Annotated in this window: 25 protein-coding genes and 1 tRNA gene; 13 read left to right on the forward strand and 13 right to left on the reverse strand. The window is 71.3% G+C overall.

Going from position 1 to position 23,239, the window contains the following annotated elements:
- Positions 1–28: 28 nt before the first annotated feature.
- Entirely contained in the window at positions 29–289 is a 261-nt protein-coding gene (locus tag OE229_RS07760; RefSeq protein ID WP_110859168.1) for a thioredoxin family protein, read from the forward strand.
- Here the strand turns inward: OE229_RS07760 and OE229_RS07765 are convergent.
- From OE229_RS07765 to OE229_RS07775, 3 genes are all read right to left on the reverse strand, one after another.
- Positions 233–1,813 (reverse strand): DUF6716 putative glycosyltransferase, encoded by a 1,581-nt coding sequence (locus OE229_RS07765; protein ID WP_263345199.1) that lies wholly within the window; start codon positions 1,811–1,813, stop codon positions 233–235. The two genes, OE229_RS07760 and OE229_RS07765, sit on opposite strands and share 57 nt — an antisense overlap.
- A gap of 153 nt (positions 1,814–1,966) precedes the next feature.
- Complete coding sequence (locus OE229_RS07770; RefSeq protein WP_262137299.1) at positions 1,967–2,839, reverse strand: N-acetylneuraminate synthase family protein; 873 nt, start codon at positions 2,837–2,839, stop codon at positions 1,967–1,969.
- A complete protein-coding gene (locus OE229_RS07775; protein ID WP_262137301.1) occupies positions 2,836–3,666 on the reverse strand; it encodes an acylneuraminate cytidylyltransferase family protein in 831 nt (276 codons plus the stop codon). Before OE229_RS07775 ends, OE229_RS07770 begins: the two co-directional genes overlap by 4 nt.
- Before the next feature lie 152 nt (positions 3,667–3,818).
- On the opposite strand from OE229_RS07775, the gene OE229_RS07780 reads away from it, so the two are divergent.
- Positions 3,819–3,891, forward strand: a tRNA-Arg gene (locus OE229_RS07780).
- Positions 3,892–3,952: 61 nt separating this feature from the next.
- Here OE229_RS07780 and OE229_RS07785 read toward each other — a convergent pair.
- Positions 3,953–5,269 carry a hypothetical protein gene (locus OE229_RS07785; protein ID WP_262137303.1) on the reverse strand — a complete coding sequence of 439 codons (1,317 nt, stop codon included), beginning with the start codon at positions 5,267–5,269 and terminating at the stop codon, positions 3,953–3,955.
- Between the two features lie 89 nt (positions 5,270–5,358).
- Entirely contained in the window at positions 5,359–5,625 is a 267-nt protein-coding gene (locus tag OE229_RS07790) for a hypothetical protein (protein ID WP_182064872.1), read from the reverse strand.
- Positions 5,626–5,774: 149 nt separating this feature from the next.
- Between OE229_RS07790 and msrA the strand changes: the two genes are divergently transcribed.
- The 3 genes from msrA (at position 5,775) to OE229_RS07805 (ending at position 7,358) form a co-directional block, all read left to right on the forward strand.
- Entirely contained in the window at positions 5,775–6,302 is a 528-nt protein-coding gene (msrA, locus tag OE229_RS07795; protein WP_209133472.1) for a peptide-methionine (S)-S-oxide reductase MsrA, read from the forward strand.
- Between the two features lie 37 nt (positions 6,303–6,339).
- Positions 6,340–6,543, forward strand: a complete 204-nt coding sequence (locus OE229_RS07800) for a hypothetical protein (protein WP_027464651.1) — start codon at positions 6,340–6,342, stop codon at positions 6,541–6,543.
- 119 nt (positions 6,544–6,662) lie between these two features.
- Positions 6,663–7,358, forward strand: coding sequence for a single-stranded DNA-binding protein (locus tag OE229_RS07805; RefSeq protein ID WP_262137305.1), 696 nt, complete (start codon positions 6,663–6,665; stop codon positions 7,356–7,358).
- A gap of 72 nt (positions 7,359–7,430) precedes the next feature.
- Here the strand turns inward: OE229_RS07805 and OE229_RS07810 are convergent, their stop codons facing one another.
- Positions 7,431–8,168: a hypothetical protein gene (locus OE229_RS07810; protein ID WP_262137307.1), complete on the reverse strand. Its 738-nt coding sequence runs from the start codon at positions 8,166–8,168 to the stop codon at positions 7,431–7,433.
- A 189-nt stretch (positions 8,169–8,357) separates the two neighbouring features.
- Between OE229_RS07810 and ettA the strand changes: the two genes are divergently transcribed.
- Positions 8,358–10,043, forward strand: coding sequence for an energy-dependent translational throttle protein EttA (gene ettA / locus OE229_RS07815; protein ID WP_071405516.1), 1,686 nt, complete (start codon positions 8,358–8,360; stop codon positions 10,041–10,043).
- A 32-nt stretch (positions 10,044–10,075) separates the two neighbouring features.
- A complete protein-coding gene (locus OE229_RS07820) occupies positions 10,076–10,528 on the forward strand; it encodes an acyl-CoA thioesterase (protein WP_259580936.1) in 453 nt (150 codons plus the stop codon).
- Here OE229_RS07820 and OE229_RS07825 read toward each other — a convergent pair.
- Complete coding sequence (locus OE229_RS07825; protein WP_262137309.1) at positions 10,515–11,378, reverse strand: acyl-CoA thioesterase; 864 nt, start codon at positions 11,376–11,378, stop codon at positions 10,515–10,517. The two genes, OE229_RS07820 and OE229_RS07825, sit on opposite strands and share 14 nt — an antisense overlap.
- Before the next feature lie 91 nt (positions 11,379–11,469).
- Between OE229_RS07825 and OE229_RS07830 the strand changes: the two genes are divergently transcribed.
- Both OE229_RS07830 and OE229_RS07835 read left to right on the forward strand, forming a co-directional pair.
- Positions 11,470–12,171 carry a hypothetical protein gene (locus OE229_RS07830; RefSeq protein ID WP_071405518.1) on the forward strand — a complete coding sequence of 234 codons (702 nt, stop codon included), beginning with the start codon at positions 11,470–11,472 and terminating at the stop codon, positions 12,169–12,171.
- A gap of 76 nt (positions 12,172–12,247) precedes the next feature.
- Positions 12,248–13,090 carry an NAD-dependent epimerase/dehydratase family protein gene (locus OE229_RS07835; RefSeq protein ID WP_262137310.1) on the forward strand — a complete coding sequence of 281 codons (843 nt, stop codon included), beginning with the start codon at positions 12,248–12,250 and terminating at the stop codon, positions 13,088–13,090.
- 139 nt (positions 13,091–13,229) lie between these two features.
- On the opposite strand, the gene OE229_RS07840 is transcribed toward OE229_RS07835, so the two are convergent.
- The 3 genes from OE229_RS07840 to pepN form a co-directional block, all read right to left on the reverse strand.
- A complete protein-coding gene (locus tag OE229_RS07840; protein WP_262140116.1) occupies positions 13,230–13,691 on the reverse strand; it encodes a globin in 462 nt (153 codons plus the stop codon).
- A 56-nt stretch (positions 13,692–13,747) separates the two neighbouring features.
- Positions 13,748–14,812: a mechanosensitive ion channel family protein gene (locus tag OE229_RS07845; protein ID WP_262137311.1), complete on the reverse strand. Its 1,065-nt coding sequence runs from the start codon at positions 14,810–14,812 to the stop codon at positions 13,748–13,750.
- Between the two features lie 75 nt (positions 14,813–14,887).
- Positions 14,888–17,467 (reverse strand): aminopeptidase N, encoded by a 2,580-nt coding sequence (gene pepN, locus OE229_RS07850; protein ID WP_262137313.1) that lies wholly within the window; start codon positions 17,465–17,467, stop codon positions 14,888–14,890.
- Between the two features lie 213 nt (positions 17,468–17,680).
- On the opposite strand from pepN, the gene OE229_RS07855 reads away from it, so the two are divergent.
- Entirely contained in the window at positions 17,681–18,241 is a 561-nt protein-coding gene (locus tag OE229_RS07855; RefSeq protein ID WP_247737562.1) for a mycothiol-dependent nitroreductase Rv2466c family protein, read from the forward strand.
- Positions 18,242–18,313: 72 nt separating this feature from the next.
- On the opposite strand, the gene OE229_RS07860 is transcribed toward OE229_RS07855, so the two are convergent.
- The gene (locus OE229_RS07860) at positions 18,314–18,832 is read right to left on the reverse strand and encodes a GNAT family N-acetyltransferase (RefSeq protein WP_259580945.1); all 519 of its coding nucleotides are present in this window, start codon (positions 18,830–18,832) and stop codon (positions 18,314–18,316) included.
- Between OE229_RS07860 and OE229_RS07865 the strand changes: the two genes are divergently transcribed.
- From OE229_RS07865 to OE229_RS07875, 3 genes are read left to right on the forward strand one after another with little or no spacing between them, the layout of a single operon-like run.
- Positions 18,831–19,472, forward strand: coding sequence for a helix-turn-helix domain-containing protein (locus OE229_RS07865; RefSeq protein ID WP_262137316.1), 642 nt, complete (start codon positions 18,831–18,833; stop codon positions 19,470–19,472). The genes OE229_RS07860 and OE229_RS07865 overlap by 2 nt on opposite strands.
- 46 nt (positions 19,473–19,518) lie before the next feature.
- On the forward strand, positions 19,519–20,007 hold the full coding sequence (locus OE229_RS07870; protein ID WP_182064862.1) for a ribose-5-phosphate isomerase: 489 nt from the start codon (positions 19,519–19,521) through the stop codon (positions 20,005–20,007).
- Between the two features lie 36 nt (positions 20,008–20,043).
- Positions 20,044–20,973 carry an Fpg/Nei family DNA glycosylase gene (locus OE229_RS07875; RefSeq protein WP_071246661.1) on the forward strand — a complete coding sequence of 310 codons (930 nt, stop codon included), beginning with the start codon at positions 20,044–20,046 and terminating at the stop codon, positions 20,971–20,973.
- Between the two features lie 27 nt (positions 20,974–21,000).
- On the opposite strand, the gene OE229_RS07880 is transcribed toward OE229_RS07875, so the two are convergent.
- Both OE229_RS07880 and OE229_RS07885 read right to left on the reverse strand, forming a co-directional pair.
- Positions 21,001–22,473 carry an amidohydrolase gene (locus OE229_RS07880; protein WP_263345202.1) on the reverse strand — a complete coding sequence of 491 codons (1,473 nt, stop codon included), beginning with the start codon at positions 22,471–22,473 and terminating at the stop codon, positions 21,001–21,003.
- A complete protein-coding gene (locus OE229_RS07885) occupies positions 22,470–23,129 on the reverse strand; it encodes an FMN-binding negative transcriptional regulator (protein WP_262137320.1) in 660 nt (219 codons plus the stop codon). Before OE229_RS07885 ends, OE229_RS07880 begins: the two co-directional genes overlap by 4 nt.
- Positions 23,130–23,239: the final 110 nt, after the last annotated feature.

Here is a 23,239-nt window from a genome sequence, read left to right on the forward strand (position 1 = left end):
ACCCGCTTCCGCCGCGTTGCAGGACCACATGCAGCTCGACCTCTGGACGTCCGCCTTCTGTGCGCCGTGTGCCGCCGCCCGCCGGGTGTCGGCCGAGGCCTCGGCGCTCGTCCCCGGGCTCACCGTGACCGAACGCGACGTGGCAGCACACCCCGACGACGCGGAAGACCTCGGTATCCGATCCACGCCCACGATCATCGTGCGGCAGGACGACGGCACCGAGGTCTTCCGTTCACCCGGCGTCCCGACCCGCGACCAACTCCTGCTCGCGGTGGCCAGGGCGCTCTGAGCGAGCGTCCGCCGCAGCGGCAGCCGCGGGCCTCGCGGCCGTGCCTGCGGCGGCCCCCGGCGCAGGCACAGCGGCGCGAGTCCCCGCGCGCTGCGACGTCGGCGCCGCCACCACGACGGGTTCCGGCGGATCGACCAGCGCCCGCACGCGTCTTGCCAGCCGCTTGGCGCCCCTGATCGGTGCCCCGATGCCCAGTGCCACCCACCCGAGCGGGCTGCGATCGGCCCCACCGAGGGCGTTCTTCCGCTCCCACGCACGACGCAGCAGCCCACCGCGACTCCGCCGAGCCGGCGCCCGGTCCATCAAGTTCCCGGCGTCCCGTCGGGCCATGAGCTCCACCAGCCGGTGCTGCCAGTCGTCCTCCGAGGCCGGGTGGAAGTAGTTGTCCCGCATCCACTCCGGCCGGACGACGCCGAACCGTCCGTCGACCAGGTCGACGGCGTCACCCTCGAGGCCGCTCCCCACGAACACCTCGTTGATCAGGTGCCGCCCGATGCCGAAGTCGGTCAGCGTGAGCGCGGGGACGCCCCGGGCCGCAGCCTCGAGCACCGCGGTCGAGCTGATCGTCACGAGTGCCACCGCCCGGTCGAGGTGTTCGGCCATCGGCCCGCTCTCCACCACGAGGTTGGTCGGCGCGTCCGCGGGCACCAGGTCCGGGTACGGGTGCTCCTCGCGGTGCGTCTGGTGCTCGCCGGCCGCAGCGCGCGTCTTGATGACGACGCGCCACTCCGGGTGCGCCCGCGCCGTACCGACGAGCCACCGCACGACGAGGGCCCGGTCGGCCCGCTCGAACGGCACGCTCGGCTGCGCCGCGAAGACGACGGAGTCGCGGACGGTCGCGCCCGTCGAGCCGACACCGCCCGCGCCGCGTGCGAACGGCAGCGTGGCGAGTGCGAAGTGCGGCTCGACGCCGCCATCGCGAGCCATCTCCTCGTACGCGCGGACCTCACGGTGGCTGTGCAGCACGAACAGGTCGGCCCGGGCGCGGAAGAAGATGCCCTTCCACTTCGACGGGAACGAGATCCCCGGCAGCCCCGACACCAGTACCGGCCGATCCGGGATCCGCCGGTGCACCTCATCGATCACGAGTTCGGCGACCGGTCCGATCAACGACACCAGGACGGCGTCCGGCGGGTCCCGTCGGAGCTCCTCGACGACGGCGTCGACGTCCTTCGGAGCGGGTGGGTCGCGGTGCAGGTGGGCGAGCCGCCCGTCCAGCCCGCGGAACGCCGACCGCAGCTGCTCCGGACTCGCCGACCGCGGAGTCGCCACGGTGCGGAGCTCTAGATCCCAGTCCGCCGGGGCGCTCGACAGCAGGTGGGCGCCCCACTTGGCGAACGAGTCGGTGTCGACCAGGCCGACCACGCGTCGGACGCGTGGTGACGCGTCGGACGGGAGGCGCGCCTCCAGTCCGTCTGTCGACCCGCCGCCGTCACCCGGCCCGTCCAGGGCACCGGTCCCGTCGACCGGGCCGCTCAGGTGCGCTCCGCTCGGGTGCGCTCCGCGCACGTGCGCTCCGCTCACGCGCGCTCCGCTCACGCGCCGACGCGACGCAGCTTCGCGAGCGGTGCCTGCTCGCCGGCGGTCGGATGGGGACTGCATCCGCTCACGCGCCGACGCGACGCAGCTTCGCGAGCGGTGCCTGCTCGCCGGCGGTCGGATGGGGACTGCATCCGCTCACGCGCCGACGCGTCGCAGCTTCGCGAGCGGTGCCTGCTCGCCGGGGAAGATCCTCTTGACGCCGTCGCCGAGCGCGGTCTCGATGATGCGGATGTCTCGCGCGAGCGTCTGCAGGCCGTGCGGTTCGAGCGACGCGGCGTGGTCGGAGCCCCACATCGTGCGGTCGAGCGTGATGTGCCGTTCGACGGCCGTTGCACCGAGGGCGACGGCGGCGATGGAGATCTGCAGGCCGGGCTCGTGGCCGGAGTAGCCGACGGGGACGCCCGCGTAGCGGTGGGCGAGGGTGTCGATCATGCGGAGGTTCGCCTCCTCGGCCGGCAGCGGGTAGGTCGATGTCGCGTGCATGAGGACGAGGCGGTCGGTATCGAGGGCCTCGACGGCGGCGTCGATCTGCTCGAGCGTGGACATGCCGGTCGACAGGATGACGGGCTTGCCGGTCGCGGCGACGGCGGCGAGCATGCCGAGGTCGGTGACGGACGCCGAGGCGATCTTGTAGGCGACGACGTTGAGGTCCTCGAGGAAGTCGACGGACGGCTCGTCCCACGGCGACGCGAACCAGTCGAGGCCGCGGAGGGTCGCGTGGTCACCGATCTCGATGTACTGGTCGCGGTCGAACTCGACGCGGTAGCGGTACTCCAGGTAGGTCATGTCGCCCCACGGGGTGCTGCGCGGGGTGTTCTTCATGTGCTCCGGCGTGGAGATCGCGGGGGTGCGCTTCTGGAACTTCACGGCCTGCAGGCCCGCGTCGGCGGCGACGTCGATGAGCTGCTTCGCGATGTCGACGTCGCCGTTGTGGTTGAGGCCGATCTCGCCGATGAGGTACGCGGGGTGGCCCGCGCCGATCGTGGACGTACCGATGGTGACGGTCATGGTGCTCCGTTCGGTGCGGGCGTGGCCCGCGTCGGGGATGGGTCTCGGGTCGTCGTGGGTGCTGGTGCCGGGGCGCCGACGCGTGCGTCGGTCGGCGCGCCGGGCGCTTCGCCGGGCGCTTCGCCGGGCGCTTCGCCGGGCGCTTCGCCGGGCGCTTCGGCGAGGGCTTCGGCGAGGGCCAGGTCTGCCTCGTCGTCGATGTCGATCGCGCCGGCACCGTCGACGACGGCCAACTCGACGCGGCCGTGGAACCGGTGTCGGTTCTCGAGGAACCCCGCCGTCCGCATCACGTAGAAGGCGCCGGTCTCGCGGTACTCGGGCTCGCGGTCCTGCCGACGGGGCCTGGTCGCCGCGTCGTGGTTCACCGCGACCGCCGTGCCGTCCGGGGCGGTCCGCCACAGGAACGCGTGTGACGGAGCGGCCGCGAACACCGCGTCGGCGTGCCCGTCGACCACGCGCGCGACGGCGGCGTCGAGGTCGGCCGGGTCGATGAACGGCGAGGTCGCCTGCAGGAAGACGAGGACCTCGGGCAGCGGGGTGCTCATCGCGTCGAGGACGTGCAGCAGGGCGGACTCCGATGACGCCTCGTCGCCGGCGAGCTCGGGCGGACGGCGGACCACGGCGGCACCGGCAGCGACCGCCTCGGCGGCGATGGCGTCGCCGTCGGTCGTGACGACCACCTGGTCGATGCGCGTGGCACGTCGTGCCGACTCGACCGCCCGACGGACCAGCGAACGACCCGCGACCGTGCGGAGGTTCTTGCCGGGGATCCCCTTCGACCCGGCACGTGCGGGCACGACGGCGAGGACGGAACCGGTGGTGCGCATGCTCCGGACGCTACGAAGCGCGGGTGTCCCGGAGGAGAACGGACGGCAGACGGCGGCCGACCGTTGAGCGACCGCCGAGCCCCGTCACCGCGACGCGGCGGGGCGTGCATCGAGCGTCCGATGGCCGCTCGCCGCTACAATCGACGCTGCTCGCCTCCGTAGCTCAGTGGATAGAGCAGGTGGTTTCTACCCACCGTGCCGCGGGTTCGATTCCTGCCGGGGGCGCCGAAGACGAACGGGGCCGCCATCCTCTCCGGATGGCGGCCCCGTTCTCGTCGTGGGGTGGTTACTCGTCGTCGTCCGCGGCGCGGCGTCGGAGTTCGGCGGCGCTGATCGGCTGCGTGTACGGCGCCTCGGAGGTCTCGTTCGCGTCGGCCGGCTCGGCGGGGGCCTGGTTGAGCCGCGTCGGGACGGACGTGGTGGTCGTCGCGCCGGGGGAGTCGACCCGCGGTGCCGATGCGGGCGGGACGTCGTTCGCGGGCGCCCGGTTGACGTGCGCGTCGGCTGCGGTGGGCGTCGCGACGGGGCGATCGGACGAGGACGGACGGTCGGTCCGCGGTCCGCGGTCGGTGTCACCGAAGGCGCGGGTGGCGCCGGCGTCGCCGGACGCGCGAGTGGCGCTCGCGTCGCCGAAGGCCCGCGTGGCGCTGTCGTCGCCCACGACCTCGGTGTCGTCCGTGCCGCGGCCCTGGACGGAGCGGGCGGGCGAGGTCGGGGTGCCGAGCGCCGGACGGACCGGGGGTGCAGCCTCGTCGTCGCCGTAGACGCGGGTGGTGTTGTCACCGAAGGAGCGCGTGGCGTTCGGGTCGGCGCTGCCGCGGTTCGGGTTCGTGCCCGCGCCACGGTTCACGGAGAACGACGGGGTCGTCCCGCCGGCAGCACCGGCTGACGCAGCACCGGGTGCAGCAGCGGCCGGCGCCGGAGGAGTCGAGGGTGCGGACGCGGGGCGCTGGGCCGGACGCAGCGAGGTCGTCGTCGGGGTGGGACGCTCGGCGGGAGCAGCCGGCGCCGGTGTCGGCGTCTTTGCCTGCGCCTGCGCACGAGTGGGTTCGGCCTGGTCGGCGTTCCAGTCCTGCTGACGCTTGATCAGGTCGGCGTCGGGATCCGGGGACTCGAACTTCCAGCGCTCGAGGTCGGCCTTGAAGAGCTTGCGCGCACGGCTCGGTCGTGCCTGCCAGTCGAGCAGGCGGTCACGGAACTCGGCGAGGGACTGGTCTGCCTGGAAGCTGAACGTCGACGAGTTCTTCTTGATGTCGGCGATCTCGTGCTGGGCCCAGTTGGCGGCCAGCGGCGAACCCTGCACGGGGAGCAGGCGCAGCCGGATGTCGGCATCCTCGGCGAGGTGGTCCGCGTAGGCCCGCTCGTCGTGCCCGAGCGATCCCCACGCCGCTGCCTTGCGCGCAGCCGTCAGGATCGCGGCAACCGCCGCGTTCTTCGATTCCCGCTCCTGCAGCGCCACGACCCGCTTGGTCGCGCTGCGCCCGATGAGCGCTGCGATGACACCCGCCACGACGATGGCGACGAAGGGGATCACAGCGCCCGAGAGCACCCGCCACCCCGTGTCGGACGAAGTCCAGTCGGTCAGGTCGTTCCACCAGTCCATGCGCGCACCATACCCACGGAACGGTCAGGCGTCGGGGAGGCCGGGCGGCGTTCCGTGCATCCCGGTGCAGATGATTGCAATGTGGAACATCAAGACCAGCGCAGGGTGTCCACGGCGTCGTCGGCGGACCACACGCTCGGCAGCTCGACGAACCGGCGCTCGGTCGCGACGTACCGGCGGGCACGGTAGGCGGTGTCACCGGCGACGTCGATGCGGTCGACGTACCCGACGATCTCGCCGTTGGCCCGGGTGACCCTGCTCAGGTCGTCGCGGACGTCGAGGATGCGGTAGTCGCCCCGGGCGCGGGCCAGCGGGACGGTGCGGATCCGCAGGGCGGGTTCGGTCGTGGTCTGCATCGCTGGCCTCCTGGTCGGTGTGGTTCCGACGCTACGGGGGACCACCGACACGCCGAGGGGCGCCGTCCGACCTGGGGAACAGGGTCTCCGCGCACACTGTTGTGGAGGAACGAGGGGCTGCACCAGCGGCCCGCAGGGAGGTTGTGGCCATGACCACGTTCGTGCTCGCAGGTGGATGTTTCTGGTGTCTCGACGCCGTGTACCGCACACTCCAGGGTGTGCAGGACGTGGTGTCCGGCTACGTCGGCGGACAGGTCGAGGACCCCTCCTACGAACTGGTGTGCACCGGGACGACCGGGCACGCCGAGGCAGTCGCGGTGACGTTCGACGAGTCGGTGATCCCGGCCGACGTGATCCTGGACGTCTTCTTCACGCTGCACGACCCCCGGCAGCTGAACCGCCAGGGGGCCGACGTCGGCACGCAGTACCGCTCGGCGATGTTCCCGGCCGACGACGCGCAACGCGAGCTGTTCGAGCGCGCCATCGAGCGGGCGTCGGAGATCTGGGACGGCGGCATCGTCACCACGATCGAGCCGCTCTCGACGTTCTACACGGCCGAGGAGTACCACCAGGACTTCTTCGCGAAGAACCCCGGGCAGGGCTACTGCCTCGCAGTCGCGCTGCCCAAGGTGAACAAGGTCCGGAAGGCCTACAGTCAGTACATCCTGGCGTCCTGACCCCGGGGCGGCAGGGCCACGAGGAGGTGGTTCGAACATGACGGACAACACGGGAACCTGGGTCGCGATCGGTCCGGCCGGGGCGGTGGGCAGCATCCACCGCGCGGCGGACGGGTTCCAGGTCGAGCTCTACGGACGACGACGGGCGGGCGGGCCGTACCCGTCCCTCGAATCGGCGAAGGGCGCGGTCCACGCGGCGCTCGGACCGTTGGCCGCCCGGCCCGAGTTCCGAGCGCACTGACCGGGTCCGGACAGGAGGCCCGGGGGACTCCTCCTCCACAGGTCGCCTGATCGGGTCCACCCGCCACAGATCGAGCCCGGGGCCGCTGACGTGGCCCCGGGCTCCGTGACGATCGACGCATGAACGACATCATCACCGTCTGCGGAATCGTCGCCACTGAGCCCCGGCACCTCGTCACCGAGACCGGCATCGCCATCACGAGTCTCCGACTCGCGTCACCCTCACGCCGCTGGGACCGGGCCAGCGCCGCCTGGGTCAACGGCGCGACCAACTGGTACACCGTCACGGCGTTCCGGTCGCTCGCGTCGAACGTGTACAAGTCCCTGAAGAAGGGCGACCGGATCGTCGTCGCCGGCCGGGTCCGCATCCGCACGTGGGAACGGGACGGTCGCGGCGGGACCTCGGTCGAGATCGACGCCGACGGCATCGGCCACGACCTGGCGTGGGGGATCAGCAACTGGCTGCGGGTGCCGCGGCAGGTCGGTGACGGTGCCTCGGGGCAGGGTGGCCTGCGCGGTGTGGACCCCCGCACCGGCGAGGTCCGCGATCCGGCGGGGCACGGCGCCGGGCACGGGTCCGACCACGGCGCGGTGCCGGACGGTTCGCACGACCACGCACCGGCGACCGAGCACGGTCCGGACGGCGTCGGCGTCGGCGTCGGCGACGGCGACGTCGACGGGCTGCACGGCGCGCCGGCCCTCGGTGACGGCGAGGAGCCGGCGGGGCCGTCCGAGCACGTCCTCGAACAGGACGCCGCCCCCTGGGACCCTTCGCCGCCCCTCGAGGACCACGCACCCGACGCCGAAGCGGCCTGATCCGCACGCCGACCGGAGTCGGGGTGCGGGTCAGGCCGCAGGGTGTGCAGACGGTTCACCGCGTCGCGTCGGTCACCACTTCTGGGCGATCATCGCGATGCCGGAGACCTGGGTGGTGTCCCAGTTGCCGCCGCGGGGCAGACCGGTCACACGGCCGTCGATCTTGAAGCTGGCGCCCTGCACCCGCGGGCTGTTCGTCTGCTTCGCCTTCAGCCCGTGGAACGAGAAACTCGTGTCCCACTTGCCGTTCAGGCCGGTGTTCGACTTGCGGTCGCCCACCGTGATGCGGGTGTTCTGCACCGTGGAGTGCACGACGTCACCGTTCAGGCGTGCGTTGGCCTCGGCGTTGAAGAACAGGCGGCCGTCGAGGTTGAGCTTGAGGGTGCCGATCGTCTTGTGGTTCACGATCATCGTCGCGACGTCGTTCTTGTACCAGCGCATGCCGATGGGCGTGAGCTTGTTGGTGGCCGGACCGAGGTAGCCGTAGGTGAACTTGCCGTTCTGCACGCGCTCCCAGATGTAGCGCGGCTTGCCCTTGCTCTCGGGGGAGCCCTTGTCCGACTGGATCCCGAAGGCGTACGCGTTGTTGTGGGCGTCGTGCACGTTGATGTACGACGAGTAGCCGGTCCCCGTGCCGTTGGCGCTGATGCTCGCCGTGTACAGCAGGTACGGGTTGCCCTTCGGCACGGCACCGGCGGCGGACGCCGGCGACACCGGGGCGATGAGTGCGACGGTGAGTGCGATCGCTCCGACGAAGGGGAGCGCGAGGCGGCGGAGCCGCGACGGGGTCGTGGTCGTGTGCGTGGTCATGGTCCTCGTCCTGTCCGTGGTCCTGATCCTGGTCCTCGTCGTGGTGGGCGACGGGCCCGAGGTAGCGGGATGAGCCAAAGCTACGTCGTCGTTGCCGCGAACAACAGGCCTGTTCGTACAGGTGCGGGAAGCGGCGATCCGGCGTCGGGCGAGCGGTGCTCCGGTGGTGTCACTACACTTGGGCGCGATATGGCTGAGTACATCTACCAGATGGTCCGCGCCCGCAAGGCGGTCGGCGACAAGCTGATCCTCGACGACGTCACGATGTCGTTCCTCCCCGGTGCCAAGATCGGCGTCGTCGGACCGAACGGTGCTGGTAAGTCGACGATCCTGAAGATCATGGCGGGTCTCGACCAGCCGTCCAACGGCGAGGCGAAGCTCACGCCGGGCTTCAGCGTCGGCATCCTCATGCAGGAGCCGGAGCTCGACGAGAGCAAGACCGTGCTCGAGAACGTGCAGGAAGGCGTGGGCGAGATCCACGGCAAGCTCGCACGCTTCAACGAGATCTCGGCGCTCATGGCCGAGCCGGACGCCGACTTCGACGCGCTCCTGGCCGAGATGGGCACGCTGCAGGAGGACATCGACGCCGCCGACGCGTGGGACCTCGACTCCCAGCTCGAGCAGGCCATGGCCGCGCTGCAGTGCCCCCCGGGGGACGAACTCGTCACCCACCTGTCCGGAGGTGAGAAGCGCCGCGTCGCGCTCTGCAAGCTGCTGCTCCAGAAGCCCGACCTGCTCCTCCTCGACGAGCCCACCAACCACCTCGACGCCGAGAGCGTGCTCTGGCTCGAGCAGCACCTGCAGCAGTACCACGGTGCTGTCCTCGCCGTGACCCACGACCGGTACTTCCTGGACCACGTCGCCCAGTGGATCGCCGAGGTCGACCGTGGCCGCCTGTACCCGTACGAGGGCAACTACTCGACCTACCTCGAGAAGAAGCGTGCTCGCCTCGAGGTCCAGGGCAAGAAGGACGCCAAGCTGGCGAAGCGCCTGTCCTCGGAGCTCGACTGGGTCCGGAGCAACACCAAGGGCCGTCAGGCGAAGTCGAAGGCCCGTCTCGCCCGGTACGAGGAGATGGTCACCGAGGCCGAGCGCACGCGCAAGCTCGACTTCGAGGAGATCGTGATCCCGGTCGGCCCGCGTCTGGGCTCGCAGGTCATCGACGCGGAGCACCTGCGCAAGCAGTTCGGTGAGCGCGTCATCATCGGCGACCTGTCGTTCACGCTGCCCCGCAACGGCATCGTCGGTGTCATCGGCCCGAACGGTGTCGGCAAGACCACGCTCTTCAAGACGATCGTCGGCCTCGAGCCCCTCGACGGCGGCACGCTGAAGATCGGCGACACCGTCCAGATCTCCTACGTCGACCAGACCCGTGGCGGCATCGACCCGAACAAGAACCTGTGGGAGGTCGTGTCCGACGGGCTCGACTACATCCAGGTCGGCAAGACCGAGATCCCGTCTCGCGCCTACGTGTCGCAGTTCGGCTTCAAGGGCCCGGACCAGCAGAAGCGCGCCGGCATCCTGTCCGGTGGTGAGCGCAACCGTCTGAACCTGGCGCTGACGCTCAAGCAGGGCGGCAACCTGCTGCTCCTCGACGAGCCGACCAACGACCTGGACGTCGAGACGCTCGGCAGCCTCGAGAACGCCCTGCTCGAGTACCCCGGTTGCGCCGTGGTCATCACCCACGACCGGTGGTTCCTCGACCGCATCGCCACGCACATCCTGGCGTGGGAGGGCCTCAACGAGGACGGCACGCCGAACTGGTACTGGTTCGAGGGCAACTTCGAGGCGTACGAGGAGAACAAGATCGAGCGCCTCGGCGCCGACGCCGCGAAGCCGGGGCGCGCGACGTACCGCAAGCTCACCCGCGACTGACCCGCGTGGCGAGACTGCACGCTCCCATCCGCATGCGGTGGAGCGACATCGACGCCTACGGTCACGTCAACAACTCCGCGATGCTGCGCCTCCTCGAGGAGGCGCGCATCGTGGGGTTCTGGGGTGCCGACCCTGGCGAGGACCCCGACGGCGACCTGCCCGAGCCGATCATCGACGGTCGGCCCGGTTCCGGCACCATGACGGTGATCGCCGGCCAGCGCCTCGAGTACCTGGAATCGATCCCGTACCTCCGTCAGCCGCTGGACATCCAGATGTGGATCGGGCGGCTCGGGGGTGCGAGCATCGACGTCTCGTACGAGGTCTGGTCGCCGGTGGGACAGCACCCCGCCGTGCTGTACACCCGGGCGACGACGGCACTCGTGATGGTCGACGCGGCGACGAACCGTCCTCGTCGGCTGACCGACACCGAGCGTGCCGCGTGCGAGCGCTACCTCGAGGAACCGGTGCAGTTCAGCCGGCCGTAGGCACCCGCATCATGCCCTCCTGGGCGACGGTGGCCAGCAGCGTGCCGTCACGGGAGAACATCCGCCCGAACGCGAGTCCCCGTCCGCCCTGTGCGCTCGGGGACTCCTGCGTGTACAGGATCCACTCGTCCGCGCGACCGTCGCGGTGCCACCACATGGCGTGGTCGAGGCTCGCGCTCTTGACCCCCGGGGTGCCCCAGGCGACGCCGTGCCGCCGCATGATCGGCTCGAGGATCGACAGGTCGCTCGCGTACCCGAGCACGGCTCGGTGGAGCGCCGGGTCCTCGGGCAGGTCGCCCTGCACCCGGAACCAGACCGCCTGGTGCGGCACGTGTTCGCCCTGCACGTCGACGAACACCGGGCCCTCGACGTGTCGCAGGTCGACGGACCGCGCGGCCCAGGCACGTGCGACCGGGTGGTCGATCGCGGACAGGATCGACGCGGCCGACGGCAGGGACTCGGGGTCCGGGGTGTCCACCGGGTACGGGTCCTGGTGCTCGATGCCGGTGTCCGGCACCTGGAACGACGCGATCATCGAGAAGATCGGGACACCGCGCTGGTACGCCTGCACGCGACGGGCCGCGAACGACCGGCCGTCGTGGATGCGCTCCACGCCGAAGGTGATCGGCACGTCGATGTCGCCGGGCCGCAGGAAGTAGCCGTGCATCGAGTGGACGTCGCGTCCCTCGATCGTGCGCTGCGCGGCGACGATGCACTGCGCCAACACCTGGCCGCCGAACACCCGTCCACCGGGTGACCAGTGGCTGGCGCCCGTCAGGATCGTCTCGCCCGTGCTCGCGCCGGTGTCCTCGAGTCGCAGGGTCCGCAGGAAGTCGGGTTCGCCGTTCACGCTGTGCAGTCTACGAACGGCTGCCCGCCGCCGTCGCAGGTCGCCGCGCCCAGGCTGAGCGGTCCCGATGGCCGGTAGGATCGGGCACGACATGGGCAACTCGTTCACGCTTCCCGACGCCGCCTCACTCGGTGACCTCCGCACGTACCTCGGACGTGCCGCTCGGATCGAGGACGGCTCGGTCCGGCTCATCGCCGATTCCGGCGTCCTGGCCGTCTACACGGCGATCCTCTACCCGCTCGGGCTGCTCGACGAACTGCCGACGGTGCTCGGGCTGCGCACGTTCTCGCTCACCGAGCCCGCGTCGATCGACACCGTGGTCCCGCTGCAGTCGCTCCTCGAGCGCCTCCGCCTGCTGGCCGAGGCACAGGACGCCGAACACGCCGAGGGCGCCGACCCGACGCGGGCCACCCCGATCGAGGTCGAGCTGCCGCACGAGGTGCACACCGTGACGTGGGCGGCCATCTCCCCGCCCCGCGGCGGCTGGGTCCCGCTGCCGGACGTCTCACCGGAACTCCTCCGCCGGGCCACCCGTGACGGCATCGCCGAGGTCGCCGACGCCGTGCCGTCCAACGCGGGCGAGGCCATCGTCCGGCGGATCCGTGCCGAGGTCTGGGGCCGACCGGTCCCCGGCGTCGAGCACCTGCCCGCAGGTGCGGGTTTCGCGGGCGAGAGTCTCGGGTTCCTCGGGCACGACCCGGTCCGCCTGTTCGAGACGGGCCCGTGGAGCCGACTCACGACCTCGCGCGGCCACGTGCTCGTGAAGCGCCGCGCCTGGACCCTGAGCTCGTAGCGACGACGACGACGACGGCTGCTGCGACGACGACGGCGACCGCGACGCCGCCCGGTCGCCGTGGTTGGCTGGCGGCATGCACGTCTTCCTCACCGGTGCGTCCGGCTACATCGGCTCCTCCGTCCTCCGCTCCCTCGTGGCCCACGGCGACGAGGTCACCGCGCTCGTCCGCTCCGACGAGAAGGCCAAGCAGGTCCGTGACGCCGGTGGCCGGGCCCTGGTCGGCGACGTCACCGACACCGACGTCGTCGAACGCCTGCTGCACGAGAGCGACGGCGTGGTCCACACGGCATCGGCGCCCGGCGTCGACCCGGACTTCATCCGCACCGCGATCGGTGCCCTGGCCGGCACACCGAAGCCGTTCGTGCACACCGGCGGGATCTTCACCTTCGGCGACTCGACGGACATCTCCGAGCAGTCGCCGATCGACCCGCCGGCCTTGACCGCCTGGCGCGGGCCGAACGAGGCCCTGCTGCGGGGGAGCGACGTGCGGAGCACCATCGTCGCCCCTGGCATCGTCTACGGGCGCGGCGCCGGCATCCCGGCGATGTTCGTCAGCGACGGCGAGCAGCCGGTGCGGCTGGTGGGCGACGGCTCGCAGCGGTGGACGACGGTGCACGTCGACGACCTCGGCGAGCTCTACGTCCTCGCGCTGCACCGCGGCGAGCCCGACGGGTACATCGTCGCCGCGACCGGCGACAACCCGACCGTCCGCCAGATCGCCGAGGCCGGGGCCCACGGTGCACCGGTCGTCGCCGAGAGCGTCGACGCGAGCCGCGAACGGCTCGGGCGGGACTTCGCCGACGCCCTGCTGCTGCACCAGGAGGCGTCCGGTGCACACGCCCGGTCAGCCTTCGGCTGGCGGCCGTCGCGGCCGTCCCTGCTCGAGGACCTCGCCTCCGGCTCGTCCGTGCGCTGACCGCGCTGCCCGAAGACGCGGCGTCCCGCGGGCACGAGAACGCGGACAGGGGGACGGGAGGCCCGTGGCGGCGCCGCCACGGGCCTCCCGTCCGCCGCTCGTGACGATCACTGCACGCCGGCGTCGCGCCGGGCGCGCGTCAGTCGAAGGTGTTCGTCATCGCGTGGGCAGCGCGGTCGAGGTAGCCCCAGAGCTCGGCTTCGTCGAGGGGCGCGAGCTCGAGCGACCCGACCGCCTCGTGCATGTGGTGGAGCCAGCGTTCCCGGGCCTCGGACGTGATGCGGAACGGGTTGTGCCGCATCCGCAGGCGAGGGTGTCCGCGCTGCTCGCTGTAGGTGCCGGGGCCGCCCCAGTACTGCTGCAGGAAGGCGGAGAGGCGCCAGATCGCACCCTCGAGGTCGTCCGCCGGGTACATCGGCCAGATGACCTCGTCCAGCTGCACGCCCTCGTAGAAGCGCCGGACGAGCCGGTCGAAGGTGGGGGCGCCGCCGATCCGCTCGTACAGCGACCCGGTGGCCGAGGCGCCGTGCTCCCCGACGCGCAGGGTGATCGGCTGCGCCGGGACGCCGACCGAGCCGGGCATGCCGGGGGCGCCGGGCATGCCGAGCGAGCCGCGTGCTCCGGGCCCGCCCGTGCCGCTCGGGGGTGTGGGGTCGGTCATCGGGGGTCCTTCCCGCTGTCGGGGTCGTCCGTGCGGATCGGCTGCCCGAGGATGTTGCGCTTGGTGCGCCGGGGCTTCGTGGGTGCCGGCGTCGGCTGGGTCCGGACGGTGCGCAGGCCGTTGATCGAGGTGGCGTTCTCCCAGCCCTCGGGCATGATCATCGCCATCGCCGGCAGGGTGATGCCGAGTTCGTCGACCGCGTGCTTCAGGCGGGTGCGGAGTTCCCGACCGACCACGTCGAGCTCCGACGCGCGGGTCTTCACCACCAGGCGGAAGACCATGCCGGCGTCGGTGATCGACTGCAGGCCCCAGATCTCCGGCTTCTCGACGATCCGCTGCCGCCAGCGGGACTCCTGCGACATCGTGACGGCCGCCGTGAGCAGAGCGTCCTGCACGGCGTCGATGTCGGTGTCGTAGGGGACGGTGATGTCGACGAGCACGCGCGACCAGCCCTGCGACAGGTTGCCGACGCGCAGGATCTGGCCGTTCGGCACGAACCACAGGATCCCGTTCACGTCGCGGATCTGCATGACGCGCAGCCCGACGTTCTCGACGACACCGGTGGCCTGCCCGGTGTCGACGACGTCACCGACGCCGGCCTGGTCCTCGAGGATCATGAAGACGCCGGACAGCAGGTCCTTCACGATGGACTGGGCGCCGACGGCGAGACCGGCGGCGACGAGGGACGCACCGCCGACGATGCCGACCGCGGCACCCTTCCACACGGCAGTGGCGATGATGACGAGAGCGATCGCGACGACGACGACCGTGGCGAGGTTCTCGAGCACGCTGCCGAGCGTCCGGGTGCGCTGGACGACCCGAGCCGTCTGCACCGGCGACGCGATGAGGGCCTGTGTGTCAGCGGCACCCTGGCGCTTCTTGACGCCGTTGACGATCCGGTCGACGACCTGCTTGATCATCCGGCGCAAGATCAACCGGAGGATGATCGCCGCGATGATCGTGATGACGATCGTGATCGGCGCCTGCCAGGTCTCGACGAAGTCCGTGAACGCGTTCGAGAGCAGTTTGGACGTGTCTTCGGTGGTAGCAGCCAAGTTCATATCCGGTCGATGCTAAGCGGCGGGGCCTCGGCGTCCCTGGAGGAACACCAAGACCCCGCCGGATCAGAGCAGGGGTCAGGCGTCGGCGGCCTGGACCCGGAGCGCGCGCTCGGTGCCCGCGAGGCTCTCGGACACGATGCGGCGCAGCGCCGGCGTCTCCGGGTGCTCCTCGAGCCACGCGGCGGCGGCGTCACGGAGCTCGGCCGACGCGAGCGGCGCCGGGTAGAGGCCCGAGACGATGGTGTCCGCCATGTGGTAGCTGCGCTCGGCCCAGATGCGCGTGAGCACCTCGAAGTACTTCGGCACGAGGCCTTCCAGCAGCACCGGGCTGTTCACGTGCTGGAACCCGACCGTGGTCTGGCGCACGATGGCGTTCGGCAGCTCGGACGAGTCGACCAGCGACGAGAACGCTGCCAGCTTGCCCTCGGCCGTGGGGATCGTCGCCCGTGCGCGGGCTGCGGCCTGCTCACCCGACGCGGTCTTGTCCGCGGCGAGCTCGGCGTCGATCTCGGCGTTGTCCGCAGCGCCCGTGAGCACGAGGCCCTCGAGCAGCTCCCAGCGCAGGTCGGTGTCGATCTCGAGGCCCTGCAGCGTGACCGATCCGTCGCGGAGACCCTGCAGGGTCGCGACGTGCTCGGGCGTGGAGGGGATCTGCGCGAAGAACTTCACGAACTGGAACTGCGCGTCGGAACCGGCCTCGGCCGAGGACGCGAGCTGCCAGAGCGTGTCGCCGACGGTGCGGACCGTGGCCTCGACCGAGCCCGGTGCCACGTAGTTGCGTGCGGTGAGCAGCAGCTGCGAGAGCGTCGTGCGGATGGTCGTCGACTCGGTCTCGGTGGCGATGTTGCCGAGCACGAGGCGCACGTAGTCGCTGGCCGGGGACTCGGCGTCGCGCGTGGCGTCCCACACGGAACCCCAGACGATCGAGCGGGCGAGCGGGTTCGCGATCGACGCGAGGTGCTCGATCGCGGTGCGCCGGGAGTGCTCGTCGAGACGGATCTTGGCGTAGGCCAGGTCGTCGTCGTTCAGCAGCACGAGGTCGCCGCGATGGACGCCGACGAGCTCGGGTACCTCGGTGCGGGCGCCGTCGACGTCGATCTCGACGCGGTGGACCCGCTCGAGCTTGCCGCCGGCGGAGGCCGTGTCAGCGCCGAACGGCGCGGACTCGTCGTTCCGGAAGGCGTACACACCGATCGCCAGACGGTGCGGGCGCAGCGTCGGGTGGTCGGCGGGGGCTTCCTGCAGGACGGTGAACGACGTGATGACGCCGGACTCGTCGGTCTCGATCTCGGGCCGCAGGGTGTTGACGCCCGCGGTCTCGAGCCAGAGCTTCGACCACTCGGTCAGCTCACGGCCGCTCGTCGCCTCGAGCTCGACGAGCAGGTCGCGGAGCTCGGTGTTCGAGTGGTGGTGCTTCTTGAAGTAGGCGGAGACACCGGCGAAGAACGCGTCGATGCCCACCCATGCGACGAGCTGCTTGAGGACCGAGCCGCCCTTCGCGTAGGTGATGCCGTCGAAGTTGACCTGGACGTCCTCGAGGTCGTTGATCGTCGCGACGATCGGGTGCGTCGAGGGGAGCTGGTCCTGGCGGTAGGCCCAGGACTTCTCCATCGCCTGGAACGTGGTCCAGGCCTCGGTCCACTCGGTGGCCTCGGCCGTGGCGATCGTGGAGGCCCACTCGGCGAAGGACTCGTTGAGCCACAGGTCGTTCCACCACTTCATGGTGACCAGGTCGCCGAACCACATGTGGGCGAGCTCGTGCAGGATCGTGACGACCCGGCGCTCCTTGATGGCGTCGGTGACCTTCGACCGGAACACGTAGGTCTCGGTGAAGGTGACCGCGCCGGCGTTCTCCATCGCACCGGCGTTGAACTCCGGCACGAACAGCTGGTCGTACTTGTCGAAGGGGTAGGCGACGTCGAACTTCTCCTCGAAGTACGCGAAGCCCTTCTTCGTGATGTCGAACACGTACTCGGGGTCGAGGTAGGAGGCGAGCGACTTGCGCGCGAACACGCCGAGCGGGATCGTCCGGCCGTCGCGGCTGGTCAGCTCGTCGCGCACGACCTCGTACGGGCCGGCGACGAGCGCGGTGATGTAGCTCGAGATGCGCGCGGTGGGCGGGAAGGCCCAGGTCGCGACGTTGCCGTCGACGTGCGGCTCCGGCGTGGGGGAGTTCGAGACGACCTGCCACCGCGACGGCGCCGTCACGGTGAAGGAGAACTCGGCCTTCAGGTCGGGCTGCTCGAACACCGCGAACATCCGGCGGGAGTCCGGGACCTCGAACTGGGAGTACAGGTACACCTCGTCGTCCACCGGGTCGACGAAGCGGTGCAGGCCTTCACCGGTGTTCGTGTACAGCGCGTCACTGACGACCACGAGCTCGTTCTGCTCCTGCAGGTCGTCGAGCCGGATGCGCACGCCGTCGTTCACCGCGGCGACGTCGAGCGGCGTGCCGTTCAGCGTGATCGAGTGCACGGTCTTCGTGATTGCGTCGATGAAGGTCGATGCGCCGGCGGTGGCGGTGAAGCGCACCCGCGTGGTGCTGCCGAAGCTGTCGGCGCCGCGGGTCAGGTCGAGCTCGACGTCGTACGTCTGCACGGCGACGACGGCCGCGCGCTCCTGGGCTTCGATTCGGGTGAGGTTCTCTCCGGGCACGCAACGCTCCATCTTCGCTGGGGACGCGGACGATCGGTGTCCGCGTGCGGGGCCCCGGACGGCGTCGTGCGCCGGCGGGACGATGGGTTCCAGCCTAGCGACGCCGCGTACCCTCGGATCGTGACCGAGACGACTGTGGACAACCCGACCGACCCCACCACCGAGCGCACCGCCGTGGAGTTCTGGTTCGACCCGAACTGCCCCTGGGCCTGGATGACGAGCCGCTGGGTGGGTGAGGTCGCCGAGCACCGCGACCTCGACGTGACCTGGAACGTGATGAGCCTGTTCGTCCTCAACGAGGACCAGGACGTGCCGGAGAGCTACAAGGAGCGCCTGCACGCCGGTCAGGTCTACCCGCGCATCGTCACGGCGGCGCGGCTCCGGCTCGGGCAGGACGTCGTGAAGCCGCTCTACGACGCGCTCGGCGAGCACATCCACCACCGCCAGGAGTCCGACCCGGAGCAGGTCGTCCCCGCCGTGCTCGCGGAGCTCGGCCTCGACGCCGACCTGCTCGAGGACGCCTGGACGGACGAGGTCGACGCCGCCGTGCGCGCCAGCCACCAGGACGGCATCGACCGCGTCGGACAGGACGTCGGGACGCCGGTCATCGCCGTCGAGGGCACCGCGTTCTTCGGACCGGTCATCTCCCCGGCGCCCAAGGGCCAGGAGGCGCTCGACCTGTGGGACGGCGTCGTCGCCGTCGCGAAGTACCCAGGTTTCTTCGAGCTCAAGCGCTCGCGCACCGTCGGCCCGGTCTTCGACACCACCGACTGACGCTCCGGAACCGGGTTCCGTTCGTCGACGGGCGGCCGGGAGGCCCGTGGTGCGCCCGCCCCGCCCGTCGCGTCAGACGAGCGGCAGGCGCATGAGCGTCAGGTCGAGCCAGCGGTCGAACTTGCGTCCGACCTCGGGCACGACCGCGACCGTGGTGAACCCCAGGCGCTCGTGCAGGGCGATCGACCCCGTGTTGGTGCTGCAGATCCCGGCCATCATGACGTGTCGCCCCTCGGCGGTGGCGCGCGCGACCAACTCGGCCATCAGAGTGGTCGCGATGCCCCGGCCGCGGAACGCCTCGACCACGTAGACGCTGTGCTCGACGGTCAGCCGGTACCCCTGGTGCGGCCGCCACTGGGAGTACGTGGCGTAGCCGGCCACGACGCCGTCGACCTCGGCCACGACCACCGGGTACCCGCCGCCCTGCCGCTCGGCGAGCCACCCGTCGAAGTACGCACGCGGGTGCGGGGTGTCCTGCCAGATGGCGGTGGAGTGCAGCACGGCATCGACGTGCAGGGCGTGCACGACGTCGAGGTCGCTCGGGGAGCAGTCGCGGATCACGACCCCGTTCGTCGCATATGCTGTCGTCATGTCTCACATCGTAGACGACGAGCGCACCGATCCCGCAACCGGCGCCGACGACACCTCGGTCGCCGAGCAGCGGGCGCTCGGTGAACGCCTCCAGCGCCTCCGCACCGAGCGCAGGTGGAGCCTCACCGAGCTCGCCGAGGAGTCCGGCGTCTCCCGCGCGATGATCAACCGCGTCGAACGCGGGGTCTCCAGCCCCACCGCGACGATCCTCGGTCGCCTGTCCGGTGCCTTCGGCCTGACGATCTCGCAGCTCCTCGACGATGCCCTGGAGCACGAGGTGCCCAGGGTGACGGACCCCGACGAGGCGCGCGGGGTCCAGCGCGGCGCGACCGCCGATTCCTGGACCGATCCCGACACCGGGTACCGCCGCCGTCCGGTCTCGAGCGCGGCGTTCCCCGCTGACGTCACCGAGGTGCGCCTCCCGGCCGGCCGCGAAGTGGCCTACCCGGCGTCCGCCTACGCGTTCCTGCGGCACTGCATCTGGGTCGTCGACGGCGTGCTCGAGGTCGCCGTCGGCGGCGAGCCGACGCGTCTGGCGGCGGGGGACCGGATCGAGCTCGGCGACCCCGCCGACGTCGTCTACCGCAACCCGGGCGAGGCCCCCACCCGGTACCTCGTCGTGGTGGTCCGAGCGCCGTAGTCCGTGGTGGTCCGGGCCCCGGAGCCGCGGGAATAGGATCGGTTCCATGCGCATCCACCTCGGAACGGACCACGCCGGCCTCGAGTTCAACAAGACCCTCGCAACCCACCTGACCGAAGCCGGGCACGAGGTGGTGGACCACGGTCCGACCGAGTACGACGCGCTCGACGACTACCCCTCGTTCTGCATCAACGCCGCGCACGCCGTGGTGCGGGACCAGCGCGCCGGTGTCCAGGCCCTCGGTGTCGTCTTCGGCGGTTCCGGCAACGGCGAGCAGATCGCCGCCAACAAGGTCGAGGGCATCCGTGCCGCGCTCGTCTGGAACGAGTCGACCGCGCTGCTCGCCCGGCAGCACAACGACGCCAACGTCATCTCCATCGGCGCGCGCCAGCACACCGAGGACGAGGCGATCCGGTTCGTCGACCTGTTCATCGCCGAGCCGTTCTCCGGCGAGGAGCGCCACGCCCGCCGCATCGCGCAGCTCGCCGAGTACGAGACCACCGGGCTGATCGCCGGCCGCCAGATCGACGCGTAGTCCGGCTCGTCAGGGGTACCGGGTAGAACGGTAGTCATGCCCGAGGGTCACTCTGTCCACCGCATCGCCAACCAGTTCACCCGGCACTTCGTCGGCAAGCGCTGCGAGGTGTCGAGCCCCCAGGGTCGCTTCGCCGCCGGGGCCGCGCAGCTCGACGGCAAGCGCATGATCGCCGCGCGTGCCGTCGCGAAGCAGATGTTCCTGGAGTTCGAGGGCGACCTGTTCCTCCGCGTCCACCTCGGGCTGTACGGAGCGTGGGACTTCGCCGGCGTGATCTCCACGGCCGAGGCGCTGTCGGACGACGACGACCGCGAGGAGTCGCTCAGCTCGATCGGCGCACCGCGGCTCGCCCGGTACCGGATGGCCGAGCAGGAGAAGGCGGAGGACCCGATCGAGTCCTTCCCGCCGGACCCGGTGGGCCAGGTCCGGGTGCGGATCCTCACCGAGGACACCGTCGCCGACCTGCGCGGCCCGACCGCGTGCGTCGTGGAGACCCCGGCCGAGGTGCAGCGCGCGCTCGACAAGCTCGGCCCCGACCCGATGAACGACGACGGGCCCGAGGCCGAGAAGACCTTCGTGGACAACGTCCGCCGTCGGAACGTCGCCATCGGGCAGCTGCTCATGGACCAGTCCGTCGTGGCCGGCATCGGCAACATCTACCGCGCCGAGCTGCTGTTCCGGCAGCGCATCGACCCGTACAAGCCGGGCAAGAAGATCACCGTCAAGCAGGCGAAGGCGCTCTGGGCCGACTGGTCGAAGCTGCTGCACGACGGCGTCCGCGACGGCCTGATGATGACGATGGACGACCTGTCCGAGGCCGACCACAAGAAGGCCCTGCGCTCCCGCAAGGACCGCCACTGGGTCTACCACCGCCAGGGCGAGCCGTGCCGGGTGTGCGGCACCGAGATCCGGATGGCCGACATGGCCGGCCGGAAGCTCTACTGGTGCCCGAAGGACCAGAAGTAGCCCACGGGCGCGGGCACACCCGTCCGCTCACAGCTCCCGGTACGTGAAGCGTCCCGCGACGGCCGTCCCGAGCACCCGCATGCCACGGAGTGCGGCGGACGAGGACGCGGCGAGCGGGTCGGACTCGACGAGCACCAGGTCCGCCACGTCGCCGACGGACACGCCGACGCGCCCGTCGGTCGACCCCTGCCACGCGACGAGTGCCGAGAGCCGTTCGGCCGGGTGCCACGGGTCCCGCCCGTCACGGTCCCGCCCGACGGCTGCCGCCATCGACACCCACGGGTCGAGTGGCGCCACCGGGGCGTCCGACCCGAGCAGCAGGCGTGCTCCGGCCCGGGCGAGCGAGGCGAAGGCGAAGGCCCGGTCGGTGTGCCCCGCCCAGTGCCGGTCGGCGATGTCCCGGTCGTCCATGGCGTGCTCGGGTTGCACGGACGCGGCCACCCCGAGCCGGGCGAACCGGTCGACGTCGGTGTCGACGAGCAACTGTGCGTGCTCGATCGTGCCGCGGGCACCGACGGTCTCGAAGACGTCGAGCGCCAGGGTGTTCGCACGGTCGCCGATCGCGTGGATCGCGGGGACGAGCCCGGCGTCGACGGCGCGGCGGGTGATCGCGACGAGCTCCTCGAACGGCCAGGCGAGCACGCCGGAGCCGTCGGTCATGGCGGCGGTCCGGGTGCCGAGCGACCCGTCCGTGACCACCTTGAACGGTCCCATCGTGAGCAGGCCCCGCGTGCCCTCGACCACGTCGCCGGTGCGCAGCCCCCGGGCGATGGCCTGGTCGAGCTCGGCCGGGTACACCCCGGACTCGACGCGGATCGCGTCGGTGCCGGCGTGGATCCGGCGGCGCCAGCGGTCGAGCCCGAAGCGCATCTCGAGGTCGACCACGCCCGTCACCCCGCGGGCCGCCGCGGCCTCGGCGGCATCCGTCACGTAGGCGTCGAGCAGGTCGTCCGGCACCTGCGACAGCGCACCGGTCACGTCGAACGCGTCCTGCTCGCGCAGGACCCCGTCCTCGCCCGCCTCGAGCGGTCGGCCGACCGCAGCCGAGAAGTGCGCGAGTGCGAGCGCGTTGCACCACACCGCGTGCAGGTCCGCGCTGATGACGACGACCGGGAGGCCCGGTGCGGCTCGGTCGAGCAGCTCGCGTCGTGCGGGGCGCGGCCACATCCCGTCGCGGTAGCCGTGTCCGACCACGACGCGGTCCGCCACGCCCGCCCGCGCGACGGCGGCGAGCAGGTCGGCGGTCGCCTCGGCGGAGTCGCAGCCGGTGACGTCGACACGGCGGCGGACGAGTGCCCACTGGTCGAAGTGCGTGTGGTGGTCGCGGAGCCCCGGGCCGAGCCAGGCGCCGGCCGCCTCGACCACGTCGGTGTCGACGCCCGTGGGGTCCAGCGTGCCGGTCGGCGCGATCTCGGTGACCCGGCCGTCGACGACGCGGACGTCGGCAGGGGCCCCGGAGGTGCCCACCCTGCGGACGGTGCGCAGCAGGATCTCGCTCATCGCGCCTCCCGGCTGTCCGTCGTGGACCCTCCGGACCGGACCCGTTCCATCTCGGCGGCGAGCGCCGGCGACGCGTAGGGGCCGCCGCCGCGCAGCCCGGCGACGATGCGGTCGATCACCTCGGGAGCCTTGTTCTGCGACAGCTTCGCGCGGGCGTCGAACCGGGTGACGCGGATCCGGATGCCGACGGTGCCCTTCGCCATCCGGCGTGCGGTCTCCTCGTCGATCTCGAGCGAGACCGGCTCCGGCATGACCTGCTCGAAGTGGTCGACGAGCTCGCCGAGCACCCGGAAGTTCTCGTCGTCGGACAGGAGCTCGGGGGTGCCCCAGACATGGGCGGTGACGTGGTTCCAGGTCGGCACGAACTGCTCCGGCGGGTACCAGGCGGGGGAGACGTAACCGTGCGGGCCCTGGAACACGACGAGGACCTCGTGCCGTCCGAGTTCGTGCGCGAGCTCGTCGGGGCGGCCGACGTGGGACACCAGGACGAGGGCGTCCGGGTCGTCGTCGGGGCCGGGGGCCTCGAGCAGCACCGGGTAGTGCGAGGCGACCAGCCCGGCCGCGGTGTGCGACACGATCGTCGCCCACGGGTTCCCGGTGATGAGGCGTCGGACCTCGTCGACGTCGGTCATCAGGAAGTGCGGTGTGTGGCGCATGCTCCGAGCGTTGCACAACGGGCTCGGTCGCGCGACGGGTGTCGTTTCTTCTGTGTTTCTGCGCGGTAAAACTCTCAGAGCGCATTGAAAGAAGTCTTGTGGTCGGGATT

The sequence above is a fragment of the Curtobacterium poinsettiae genome (assembly GCF_025677645.1).
GTDB lineage: Bacteria > Actinomycetota > Actinomycetes > Actinomycetales > Microbacteriaceae > Curtobacterium > Curtobacterium poinsettiae_A.